The following is a 12,813-nucleotide window of genomic DNA, read 5'->3' as shown; positions in this document are numbered from 1 at the left end:
GGCGTCACTCCTCGCGCGCCACTTCTCCGGGCTGCGCTTTCTTGCGCCGGCGGAGAAGCCACGCAACGCCCATCAGGTCGACGATGCCGACAAGACCGCGCTGCAGATTGTTGTAATTCGAGCTGCCGCCGCCGCGCGAGCGGTGGGCCACGTCGACATGGGCCACCTGCCACCCATCGCGCGAGAACAGCGCGGGGAGGTAGCGATGCATATGATCGAAATAGGGCAGCGCCAGGAACGCCTCGCGCCGGAACGCCTTGAGGCCGCAACCGGTGTCGCGGGTTCCATCCTTGAGGATCGCGCCGCGGATCTTGTTCGCGAGCTTGGACGCCAGCTTCTTCGACATCGTGTCCTGCCGCCCGACGCGTTGCCCCGCGACCAGCCCGATCATCTCGGAGCCCTCGGCGCGCAGCGGCGCCATCAGCGCAGGCAGTTCCGACGGCGGGTTCTGACCGTCACCATCGAGCGTGCAGATGATGTGGCCCTTCGCGGCCCGAACGCCCGAATGCACGCCCGCGCTCTGACCGCCCGAGGCCCGCTGACCGGCGGCGTTCAAATGCTGCAGCAGACGCAGGTTCGGATGGGTCTCCATGCGCTCGCGCAGAATCTGGTCCATCCCGTCATCCGAGCCGTCATCGACCACGATCACCTCGTAGTCGCAGACCGGCGCGCAGGCGGCGTCGATCTCATCGAGGAGCCCCGCGATGTTGGGCGCCTCGTTCTTTGCCGGGATGACGATGGAAATCTCGGGCATGGGTGCCAGAACTCTTTTGTCGCTGCGCCACGGTAGCGCCGAAGGTGCGGCTCTATTAGACCTGCGACCCGGTCTTGTAAACGGATCATGCCGGGACAGCCGCCCCCCTGTGGCCGATCAGCCGAATTTCGCGAAAAGCTGCGCGTAGCTCGCTTTGAGGGCGTTTCGCATCTCCATCGCGCGCTCCATGTCGCCCGCCATCGCCGCATCATAGAAAAACGCGACGGAGACAGCGAAGCCGTCCACGAGTTTTTGATAGCTCATATCGGCGTCGGCCTCCGGCGCCGGATGCTTGACGACCTGCGCCGCGAGGTAGCTCAGAAGCGAGGCATCCGCGATCAACTGGCGCGCGCCCTCGCCGCCCATCCCGACGTAATCGCGGGCGAGCACTTTTTCCATTTCCGCGTGATAGGCATTCATCCGGTCCGAGAAGCCGACGACACCGTTGCGCAGGTGCAGATCGCCGATACTCTCACGCACCCCTTCGAGGGTCTCATGCGCCTCGGGCAACTTGCCGGCGGCGACCTCTTCCTTGGCCTTCGCGGCCAGTTCGCCGACCTTGTCGAAGGTCGCACCGAGCACCGCGTCATCGGCATATTGCGGCGGCGGCGAAGCGGTCCATTCGTCCGACAGGGTCTGCCACTCTCCGACGAAGCGATCGAGCGCGGCCTTGGTTTCCGCCTGCTTGCCCTGGTTCGACAGGAACAGCGCCGCACGATAGTCCCCATAGGCCTTGCGCAGCTGGGCCTCCGCATCCTGATAGGCTCCTGCGAAAGCAGGCAACGCGATCAACGCGCTCAGCGCAAACGGGGTGACAAAGCGGATCATCGGGGTCCCTCCTCCGGCAAACAGGCTTTCGCCTTTCGACGTTACACTGCCCCACGGATCGGGTTCGCGCAAAGAAAAACCCCCGCGCGAGCGATCGCGCGGGGGTGTGTCATATCGTCTCCAACCGGAGTTGGATCAATCGCGGCTTTCGGGCGTCTCGACCGGACCGAAATCGGCTTCTTCCTCGGTCGGAGCCGCCAGCGCTGCCGCGGCTTCCGCCTCGGCCTGACGCTGCTGGATGACCTTGGAGTCGCGCTCGGTCGCGATCTTGCGGACCTTGGTGGTCGCGCCACCGGTACCCGCCGGGATCAGACGGCCGACGATGACGTTCTCCTTGAGGCCCACGAGCTTGTCGCGCTTACCCTGCACCGAGGCTTCGGTGAGGACGCGGGTCGTCTCCTGGAAGGAGGCCGCCGAGATGAACGACCGGGTCTGCAGCGACGCCTTGGTGATGCCGAGCAGCACGGGTTCGCCATGCGCCGGACGCCCACCACGGGCCGCGACCTTGTCGTTCTCCTCGTCGAACTCGACCTTGTCGACATGTTCGCCCTTGAGGAGCGTCGTATCGCCGGAGTCGAGGATCTCGATCTTCTGCAGCATCTGGCGAACGATCACCTCGATGTGCTTGTCGTTGATCTTCACGCCCTGCAGTCGATAGACGTCCTGCACCTCGTTGATGAGGTAGTCGGCCAGAGCCTCGATCCCCATGATGCGCAGGATGTCGTGCGGCGCCGGGTTGCCGTCCATGATGTAGTCACCCTTCTGCACGAAGTCGCCTTCCTGCACCGGGATGTGCTTGCCTTTCGGCACCATGTACTCTGCCGGCTCCAGACCCTCGTCACGCGGATCGATCGCGATCCGACGCTTGTTCTTGTAGTCCTTGCCGAAGCGCACATAGCCATCGATTTCGGCGATGATCGCGTGATCCTTGGGACGGCGTGCCTCGAAGAGTTCGGCCACACGCGGCAGACCGCCGGTGATGTCCTTCGTCTTCGCGCCTTCGCGCGGAATACGCGCAACGACGTCGCCCGCCTTCACGTCCTGACCGTCTTCCACCGAGAGGATCGCGTCCACCGACATGGTATAGGTCACCGGGTTGCCCGCTTCGTTGCGGACCGGTTCGCCATCCTCGCCGAGGATCAGAACTTCCGGCTTCAGATCGTTGCCCTTGGGCGCAGCGCGCCAGTCGGACACGATCTTCTGGGTCATGCCGGTCGCATCGTCGGTATCCTCGCGAACGGAGATACCCGAGATGAGGTCCACGAAGCGCACCTTACCGGGCTTCTCGGCGATGATCGGCAGGGTGTAGGGATCCCATTCGATCAGCTTGTCGCCGCGCTTGACCGTTTCGCCATCCTTCACGAAGACCTTGGTGCCGTAGCCGATCTTGTGCGAGGCAAGCTCGTCACCCTGATCGTTCACGATCACGATCTGCATGTTCCGGCCCATGACGATCTGCTCGTCCATCTCGTTGAGGATGATGTTGGCGTTACGGAACTCGATCTTGCCTTCCTGGCTTGCCTCGAGGAACGACTGCGAGCCACCCTGAGCAACACCGCCCAAGTGGAAGGTCCGCATCGTCAGCTGCGTACCGGGTTCACCGATGGACTGCGCGGCGATGATGCCCACCGCTTCGCCCTGGTTCACCAGCGTACCGCGTGCGAGGTCGCGACCGTAGCAGAGCGCGCAAACGCCCTCTTCGGCCTCACAGGTCAGCGCCGAGCGGATACGGACGGATTGGACGCCCGCCTGCTCGATCGCGTCGGCCTTGCGCTCGTCGATCAGCTCGCCGGCGCGGACGATCACTTCGTCCTCGCCCGGAACCGTCACGTCATCCGCTGCGACACGGCCCAGCACGCGCTCCGAGATCGGAGCGACGACTTCGCCGTCGTTCACAGCCGCCGACGCGGTGATCGCGCGGTCGGTGCCGCAATCATGCGTACGCACGATGCAGTCCTGAGCGACGTCCACCAGACGACGGGTCAGGTACCCCGAGTTCGCCGTCTTCAGTGCGGTATCCGACAGACCCTTACGGGCGCCGTGGGTCGAGTTGAAGTATTCAAGAACGGTCAGACCTTCCTTGAAGTTCGAGATGATCGGCGTCTCGATGATCTCGCCGTTCGGCTTGGCCATGAGGCCACGCATGCCGCCCAGCTGCTTCATCTGCGTCACCGAGCCACGCGCACCCGAGTGGGCCATCATGTAGACCGAGTTCGGTTCCTGCTCGGCACCGTTCTCGTCGTATTTCGGCGCCGAGATGGTGTTCATCATCGCGTCGGTGACCTTGTCGTTACACTTCGACCACGCATCGACGACCTTGTTGTACTTCTCACCCTGGGTGATCAGACCGTCCATGTATTGCTGTTCGAAGTCCTTGACCTGGTCGCGGACGGTTTCGACGATGTCCCACTTGTTATCCGGGATCACCATGTCGTCCTTGCCGAACGAGATGCCCGCCTTGAACGCTTCCTTGAAGCCCATGCCCATGATCTGGTCGCAGAAGATGACCGACTCTTTCTGACCGCAATAGCGGTAGACGGTGTCGATCGTGTTCTGCACGTCTTTCTTACGCAGAAGACGGTTCACCAGCTCGAACGGAGCTTTCGCGTTCAGCGGCAGCAGCGCGCCGAGGCGCACCCGGCCGGGCGTGGTCTCGAAACGCTGGTAGACCTCGTTACCTGTTTCGTCGATCTGCTTGATCCGCGCGGTGATCTTGGCGTGCAGATGCACTTCGCCAGAGTTGAGCGCGTGCTCCACTTCCTCGACCGAGGAGAAGGACATGCCTTCGCCCTTCATGCCTTCGCGTTCCATGGTCACGTAGTAGAGACCCAGAATCATATCCTGCGAAGGAACGATGATCGGCGCGCCGTTGGCGGGCGACAGAACGTTGTTCGTCGACATCATCAGCACGCGCGCTTCCAGCTGGGCTTCCAGCGAGAGCGGGACGTGGACGGCCATCTGGTCACCGTCGAAGTCAGCGTTGAACGCCGAACAGACGAGCGGGTGCAGCTGGATCGCCTTGCCTTCGATCAGCATCGGTTCGAACGCCTGGATACCCAGACGGTGCAGCGTCGGCGCACGGTTCAGCAGGACCGGGTGCTCGCGGATGACCTCGTCGAGGATATCCCACACTTCGGGACGCTCTTTCTCGACCAGCTTCTTCGCCTGCTTCACGGTGCTCGACAGGCCTTTGGCCTCGAGGCGCGAGTAGATGAAGGGCTTGAAAAGTTCGAGCGCCATCTTCTTCGGCAGACCGCACTGGTGCAGCTTGAGTTCCGGGCCGGTCACGATGACCGAACGACCCGAGAAGTCGACGCGCTTACCCAGAAGGTTCTGACGGAAGCGACCCTGCTTACCTTTCAGCATGTCCGAGAGCGACTTCAGCGGGCGCTTGTTGGTGCCCGTGATGACGCGGCCGCGACGGCCGTTGTCGAACAGCGCATCGACCGATTCCTGCAGCATCCGCTTTTCGTTGCGCACGATGATGTCGGGCGCACGCAGTTCGATCAGACGCTTCAGACGGTTGTTCCGGTTGATCACGCGACGATAGAGATCGTTGAGATCCGAGGTCGCGAAACGGCCACCGTCGAGCGGGACGAGCGGACGCAGTTCCGGCGGGATCACCGGAAGCACGGTCAGCACCATCCACTCGGGACGGTTGCCCGACTCGAGGAACGACTCGACGATCTTCAGACGCTTGATGATCTTCTTCGGCTTCAGCTCGCCGGTGGCTTCCTTCAGCTCCTCGCGGAGCTGCTCGGCCGTGGCTTCGAGATCGATGCCAGCGAGCATTTCACGGATCGCTTCCGCGCCGATATTGGCGGTGAAAGCATCCGCGCCGTAGGTGTCCTGCGCGTCGAGATACTCTTCTTCGGACATCAGCTGACCGTATTGCAGGTCGGTCAGACCCGGCTCGATCACCACGAAGTTTTCGAAGTAGAGGATACGCTCGAGGTCGCGCAGCGTCATGTCCAACATCAGGCCGATGCGCGAAGGCAGCGACTTGAGGAACCAGATGTGAGCGACCGGCGAGGCCAGTTCGATGTGGCCCATACGCTCGCGGCGCACTTTCTGGAGGGTGACTTCGACGCCGCATTTCTCGCAGACGACGCCGCGATACTTCATGCGCTTATATTTGCCGCACAGGCATTCGTAGTCTTTGATCGGGCCAAAGATGCGCGCGCAGAACAGACCGTCACGCTCGGGCTTGAACGTACGGTAGTTGATGGTTTCCGGCTTTTTGATTTCACCGAAGGACCAGCTCAGGATCCGCTCCGGCGAGGCGAGCGAGATCTTGATCTCGTCAAACGCCTTCGGCTGCGCGAGCGGGTTGAACGGGTTTTGGGTCAGTTCCTGGTTCATCTGTAAATCCTTGAATGAGGGCGGAAGGGCTTAGAGGAGGGCCGTAGCCCTCACTCCTCATCCTCCGCGTCCAGGAGTTCCATATTGAGGCCGAGGCCCCGGACCTCTTTGACGAGAACGTTGAACGACTCCGGCACGCCGGCTTCGAAGTTGTCCTCACCTTTGACGATCGACTCGTAGACCTTCGTTCGGCCTGCCACGTCATCCGACTTCACCGTCAGCATCTCCTGCAGGGTGTAGGCGGCGCCGTAAGCTTCCAGAGCCCAGACCTCCATCTCCCCGAGACGCTGACCGCCGAACTGCGCCTTACCACCCAGCGGCTGCTGCGTGACGAGCGAGTACGGACCGGTCGAACGGGCGTGCATCTTGTCATCGACGAGGTGGTGAAGCTTCAGGAAGTACTTCACACCCACTGTGACCTGCCGCGCGAACTGCTCGCCGGTGCGGCCATCGAACACGATCGACTGACCGGATTCGTTGAAGCCCGCACGCTTGAGCGCGTCGTTGATGTCGGCCTCCTTGGCGCCGTCGAAGACCGGGGTCGCGATCGGAACGCCGGTGCGGACGGCTTCGGCGCTCTCGATGAACGCTTCGTCATCCATACCTTCGATGATCTCACCGTAGGTCTCGTCGCCATAGCCGATCTTCATCGCTTCGCGAACCGGGGTCAGGTCGCCGTTACGACGATAGGCTTTCAGCGCCTCGTCGATCTGGTTGCCCAGACCGCGCGAAGCCCAGCCCATGTGCGTCTCGAGAATCTGACCGACGTTCATGCGCGACGGCACGCCCAGCGGGTTCAGCACGAGATCGACAGGGGTGCCATCGGCGAGGAACGGCATGTCTTCCATCGGAACGACTTTCGACACAACGCCCTTGTTGCCGTGACGGCCAGCCATCTTGTCGCCAGCCTGAAGCTTGCGCTTCACAGCCACGAAGACCTTGACCATCTTCATCACGCCCGGAGGCAGATCGTCGCCCTGACGGACCTTCTCGACCTTGTCCTCGAAGCGCAGGTCGAGCGCGCGCTTCTGCGCCTCGAACTGGTCGTTGAGGGCTTCGACTTCCTTGGCGTCGCCCTCGTCTTCGAGCGCGAGCTGCCACCACTGGCCCTTCGACAGGGTGCCCAGCAGTTCTTCGTCGATGGTCGAACCAGCCTTGACGCCTTTCGGCCCCTTCACGGCGGTCTTGCCGGTGATCAGGGTCTTGAGACGCGCGTAGATGTTGCGCTCGAGAATGGCGAGCTCGTCGTCCCGGTCACGGGCCAGACGCTCGACTTCCTCACGCTCGATCTGCAGCGCACGCTCGTCCTTGTCGACGCCGTGACGGTTGAAGACGCGGACTTCCACGATCGTGCCGTAAGCCCCCGGCGGCAGACGCAGCGAGGTGTCGCGCACGTCCGATGCCTTCTCGCCGAAGATGGCGCGGAGGAGTTTCTCTTCCGGCGTCATCGGGCTTTCGCCCTTCGGCGTGATCTTACCGACGAGAATGTCACCCGGCCCCACTTCGGCGCCGATATAGACGATACCGGCCTCGTCTAGGTTGCGCAGGGCTTCCTCGCCGACGTTCGGGATATCGCGGGTGATCTCTTCCGGGCCGAGCTTGGTATCGCGCGCCGCCACTTCGTATTCGTCGATATGGATCGAGGTGAACACGTCGTCGCGGTGGATCCGCTCGGAGATCAGGATCGAGTCTTCGTAGTTATAGCCGTTCCACGGCATGAAGGCGACGACCACGTTGCGACCGATAGCCAGTTCGCCCATGTCGGTCGACGGACCGTCAGCGACGATCTGGCCCTTCACCACCCGGTCGCCCACTTTCACGATCGGACGCTGGTTGATGGTCGAGGACTGGTTCGAACGCTTGAACTTGCGCAGACGATAGATGTCCACGCCCACATCGCCCGCTTCGAGATCGTCGGTCACGCGGATAACGATACGCTGCGCATCGACCTGGTCGATGATGCCGCCGCGGTTCGCCATGATCGCAGCACCGGAGTCGCGTGCGACGGTCGCTTCCATGCCGGTGCCGACATAGGGAGCTTCCGAGCGCAGAAGCGGCACGGCCTGACGTTGCATGTTCGCACCCATCAGAGCGCGGTTGGCGTCGTCGTTTTCGAGGAACGGGATGAGCGCTGCACCGACCGAGACCAGCTGCTTCGGCGACACGTCGATCAGGTCCACCATTTCCGGCGGGTTGAGCGCGTATTCGCCCGACTGGCGGGTCGAGACGAGATCGTTGATGAACTTGCCGTTCTCATCGAGTGTCGCGTTCGCCTGCGCCACGGTGTGACGCATTTCCTCGGTCGCGGACATGTAGACCACCTCGTCGGTGACCTGACCGTCGGTGACCTTGCGGTACGGGGTTTCGATGAAGCCGTACTTGTTCACGCGGGCGAAGGTGGCCAGCGAGTTGATCAGGCCGATGTTCTGACCTTCCGGCGTCTCGATCGGACACATCCGACCGTAGTGGGTCGGGTGAACGTCGCGCACCTCGAAGCCGGCACGCTCACGGGTCAGACCGCCCGGACCGAGCGCCGACAGACGACGCTTGTGCGTGACTTCCGACAGCGGGTTGGTTTGGTCCATGAACTGCGACAGCTGCGAGGAACCGAAGAATTCACGCACCGCGGCCGCGGCCGGTTTCGCGTTGATCAGATCCTGCGGCATGACCGTGTCGATCTCGACCGAGGACATACGCTCCTTGATGGCGCGCTCCATACGCAGCAGGCCGACGCGATACTGGTTTTCCATCAGTTCGCCGACCGAACGCACACGGCGGTTGCCGAGGTGGTCGATGTCGTCGATCTCGCCCTTGCCGTCGCGCAGCTCCACCAGGCCCTTGATGCAGGCGATGATGTCTTCGCGGCGCAGCGTGCGCTGGGTGTCCGGCGCATCGAGGTCGAGACGCATGTTCATCTTGACGCGGCCCACGGCCGAAAGGTCGTAGCGCTCGGAGTCGAAGAACAGGCTGTTGAACAGGGTTTCCGCGGCCTCGACGGTCGGCGGTTCGCCCGGACGCATGACGCGGTAGATATCCATGAGCGCGGTTTCCCGGTTCATGTTCTTGTCCGACGCCATGGTGTTGCGGATGTAAGGACCGACATTGACGTTATCGATGTCGAGCACCGGGATCTCGGTGATGCCGTTGTCGATCAGGGTTTTGATCGAACCGCCCGAGAGTTCCCCGTTCTTGTCGTATTCCGCCGTCAGCTCGTCGCCGGCTTCGATGTAGATGTAGCCGGTTTCCTCGTTGATGATGTCCTTGGCGCAGAAGCGGCCCATGATGTGATCGAACGGCACGAGCAGCTCGGGAACCGAGTTGTCGTCACGCCATTTCTTGACCATGCGCGGGGTCGCCTTGTCGCCCGCCTTCAGGATCACTTCGCCCGACGCCGCGTCGACGAGATCGAAGGTCGGACGGGTGCCGCGCACGCGGTCGGGGAAGAACTTGGTGACCCAGCCCGACTTGCCCTTCGCGGTGTAGGTGACGGTCTCGTAATAGGCATCCATGATGCCTTCCTGGTCGAGCCCCAGCGCATAAAGCAGCGTCGTCACCGGCAGTTTCCGGCGGCGGTCGATACGCGCGAACACGAGGTCCTTGGCGTCGAATTCGAAGTCCAGCCACGAGCCGCGATAGGGAATGATGCGGCAGGCGAACAGCAGCTTGCCCGAGGAGTGGGTCTTGCCGCGGTCATGGTCGAAGAAAACGCCCGGCGAGCGGTGCATCTGGCTCACGATGACCCGCTCGGTGCCGTTCACGATGAACGTACCGTTCTTGGTCATGAGGGGCATATCCCCCATGAACACGTCTTGTTCCTTGATGTCCTTGACCGAGCGCGCGCCGGTTTCCTCGTCCACATCGAACACGATGAGGCGCAGGGTCACCTTGAGCGGCGCCGAATAGGTCATGTCGCGAGCCTGGCACTCGTCGACATCGTATTTCGGTTTTTCGAGCTCGTATTTCACGAACTCCAGGATGGCGTTGTCGTTGAAATCCTTGATCGGGAAGACCGACTGGAAAACGCCCTGGATACCCTCGCCATCGGTGGGCTGATCCACTTCGCCGGAGCGCAGGAACAGATCGTAGGAGGATTTCTGAACCTCGATGAGGTTCGGCATTTCGAGGACTTCGTGGATTTTGCCGTAATAGCGACGGATGCGTTTCTGACCAACGTAAGCTTGAGCCATGCTCTGCGTGACCTTTCGTCTCTTCGCGGCACATGCAATGTCGGGGCCCATTGCACGCCGCAAGGCGAATGAAGGGGGGGCGGTTCCATACCTGCCTTCCGTCCCACCGGAAGGCTCCCGAACCGCGAACACCGCCTTGGAGAGGGCTTCAGGGCGCCAAAGCCCTCTCCGAGACAGGTTCGGCTGGGCCCGGGAAAACCCCGGACCCAGCCCATTTTTCAGATCGGATGCGGACGCATCCGGCTCGCTTACTTGAGCTCGACTTTCGCGCCAGCGTCTTCGAGCTTTTTCTTGATCTCTTCGGCTTCCGCTTTCGCAGCGCCTTCCTTGACCTTGCCGCCAGCTTCAACGAGCTCTTTGGCTTCTTTCAGGCCCAGGCCGGTGATGCCACGGACTTCTTTGATCACGTTGATCTTCTGAGCGCCGGCTTCGACGAGAACGACGTCAAATTCGTCTTTCTCTTCAGCAGCTTCTTCGCCACCAGCAGCCGGACCAGCCATCATGACGGCGCCACCAGCAGCCGGCTCGATGCCGTATTCGTCTTTCAGGATGGTTTTCAGTTCCTGGGCTTCCAGGAGGGTCAGACCCACGATTTCTTCGGCGAGTTTTTTCAGATCAGCCATTTTTCAGTTCCTAGATTTGGGTTTCCAACGTCGCGGTTTCAAGCCGCTACGGGACAAGTCGATTGCTTACGCAGCCTTTTCCTCGATGGTGGAAAGGATGCTCGCGATGTTCGAAGCAGGCGCGCCAACGGCACCGGCGATGTTCGAAGCGGGTGCGCCGATCTGCGACACGATCTGAGCGATGAGCTCTTCACGCGACGGCATGTCAGCGACAGCTTTGACACCAGCGATGTCGAGTGCCGAGTCTCCCATTGCGCCGCCGAGGATCGAGAGCTTCTCGTTCTCTTTGGCATAGTTGACGACCACTTTCGCCGCAGCGACAGGGTCCTCGGAATAGGAAAGCACGGTCATGCCCGTCAGGTATTCAGCGATGCTTTCGCAGGGCTGACCTTCAAGGGCGATCTTGGCGAGCTTGTTCTTGGCAACACGAACCGAACCACCCGCTTCACGCATGCGTGCGCGGAGATCCTGCATGTTAGCAACCGTCATGCCTTCGTAGTGAGCAACCACTACGACGCCAGAGCTTGCGAAGATCTGGCCGAGTTCCTCGACCACTTTCTCTTTTTGGGCTCTATCCACAGTTACACTCCAAGTATGGGGGTTTCCCCCCGGCTCTCATTGTCCCGGTTTCCCGGGGTCGGGTCCGAAGGGCCCGAGGCCAGATCGCCCGAGATCGGCCCGAAGGCCCAAACCCGGAATTGGTCTCGATCCCCATCTCAGGAAGGAAATTAAGCCGTCACCTTGCGGGATCTGGCACCCTCCGTCTCGGACAGGTCAGGGCGGAGACTTCAGGCCGCCGCCCCACCACCCACCGAGGTTTCCCCCGGTGGAATTCTCTTAGTTGCCGGTCGCCGACGTGATGTCGACTGCGACGCCCGGGCCCATCGTCGAGCTCAGGGACACCTTCTTCATGTAGGTGCCCTTGGCGCCGGCGGGCTTGGCTTTGGTCACGGCATCCACGAAGGCGCGGATGTTTTCGGCCAGTTGCTCCTCCGAGAAGGAGACCTTGCCGATGCCGCCATGAATGACGCCGGCCTTTTCGACCTTGAACTGAACCTGGCCACCTTTCGCCGCTTCGACAGCCGCTTTCACGTCCATCGTCACGGTGCCGACCTTCGGGTTCGGCATCAGGTTGCGCGGGCCCAGGACCTTACCCAGACGGCCGACGATCGGCATCATGTCCGGGGTCGCGATGCAACGATCGAATTCGATCGTGCCGCCCTGAATGGTTTCCATCAGGTCCTCGGCGCCGACGATATCGGCCCCGGCTTCCTTGGCCTCATCCGCTTTCGCGCCACGAGCGAAGACAGCCACGCGGACGGTCTTGCCGGTGCCGTTCGGCAGAGCGACGACGCCACGAACCATCTGGTCGGCGTGACGGGGGTCAACACCGAGGTTCATCGCGATCTCGAGGGTCTCGTCGAATTTCGCGTTCGCGTTCGACTTGATCAGCGAAACGGCTTCCTCGACGGAGACGTTCGACTTGCCGGCGAAGGCTTCGCGGGCGGCTTTGGTGCGTTTACCGAGCTTTGCCATGACTTAGCCTTTCACCTCGATGCCGATCGACTTCGCGGAGCCGAGGATGATGTTCATCGCGCCTTCGATGTCGTTGGCGTTCAGGTCCTTCATCTTCGCTTCGGCGATCTCACGCACCTGAGCGGCGGTGATGGTCGCGGCGGTGACGCGGCCCGGAGCTTCCGAACCCTTCGGACGGTTACGCTTGCCGACCGGCTTGAGACCGGCCGCCTGCTTGATCATGAAGCTAGCCGTGGGCTGCTTGATCTCGAAGGTGAACGACTTGTCGGCGTAGTAGGTGATGATCGTCGGGATCTTCGCCTGCTTGTCCATTTCCTGCGTCTTGGCGTTGAACGCCTTGCAGAATTCCATGATGTTGATCCCGCGCTGACCCAGCGCCGGACCGACCGGCGGGGACGGGTTCGCGCCGCCTGCCGGAATTTGCAGCTTGAGCTGCCCAACAACTTTCTTGGCCATGTGGCCCTCTCCTTATCACTGTCACGCCCCTAGGGGGTCGCGAAGTTTAGTGGTTCGGTCCGGGCCT

8 protein-coding genes are annotated in these 12,813 nt (G+C 62.0%); all 8 read right to left on the bottom strand.

What is annotated here, in order from left to right; translation table 11 throughout:
• Positions 1-4 precede the first annotated feature (4 nt).
• Positions 5-754: a glycosyltransferase family 2 protein gene (locus B6V73_RS12290; protein WP_075773833.1), complete on the bottom strand. Its 750-nt coding sequence runs from the start codon at positions 752-754 to the stop codon at positions 5-7.
• Between the two features lie 117 nt (positions 755-871).
• Positions 872-1,582 (bottom strand): hypothetical protein, encoded by a 711-nt coding sequence (locus tag B6V73_RS12285; RefSeq protein WP_088725392.1) that lies wholly within the window; start codon positions 1,580-1,582, stop codon positions 872-874.
• A gap of 135 nt (positions 1,583-1,717) precedes the next feature.
• Complete coding sequence (gene rpoC, locus B6V73_RS12280) at positions 1,718-5,944, bottom strand: DNA-directed RNA polymerase subunit beta' (RefSeq protein WP_075773831.1); 4,227 nt, start codon at positions 5,942-5,944, stop codon at positions 1,718-1,720.
• A gap of 50 nt (positions 5,945-5,994) precedes the next feature.
• Entirely contained in the window at positions 5,995-10,131 is a 4,137-nt protein-coding gene (rpoB, locus tag B6V73_RS12275; RefSeq protein WP_088725391.1) for a DNA-directed RNA polymerase subunit beta, read from the bottom strand.
• A gap of 248 nt (positions 10,132-10,379) precedes the next feature.
• Positions 10,380-10,754 (bottom strand): 50S ribosomal protein L7/L12, encoded by a 375-nt coding sequence (rplL, locus tag B6V73_RS12270; RefSeq protein WP_075773829.1) that lies wholly within the window; start codon positions 10,752-10,754, stop codon positions 10,380-10,382.
• 66 nt (positions 10,755-10,820) lie between these two features.
• Positions 10,821-11,333: a 50S ribosomal protein L10 gene (gene rplJ, locus B6V73_RS12265; RefSeq protein WP_075773828.1), complete on the bottom strand. Its 513-nt coding sequence runs from the start codon at positions 11,331-11,333 to the stop codon at positions 10,821-10,823.
• 258 nt (positions 11,334-11,591) lie between these two features.
• Positions 11,592-12,290: a 50S ribosomal protein L1 gene (gene rplA, locus B6V73_RS12260; protein WP_075773827.1), complete on the bottom strand. Its 699-nt coding sequence runs from the start codon at positions 12,288-12,290 to the stop codon at positions 11,592-11,594.
• A 3-nt stretch (positions 12,291-12,293) separates the two neighbouring features.
• Entirely contained in the window at positions 12,294-12,746 is a 453-nt protein-coding gene (gene rplK / locus B6V73_RS12255; RefSeq protein WP_075773826.1) for a 50S ribosomal protein L11, read from the bottom strand.
• Positions 12,747-12,813 lie beyond the last annotated feature (67 nt).

Source organism: Thioclava sp. JM3 (assembly GCF_002213185.1).
In the GTDB taxonomy this organism is placed as follows: domain Bacteria; phylum Pseudomonadota; class Alphaproteobacteria; order Rhodobacterales; family Rhodobacteraceae; genus Thioclava; species Thioclava nitratireducens.
The sequence above is the reverse complement of the archived record's forward strand: the minus strand, read 5'-3'. Positions and strand labels throughout refer to the sequence as shown.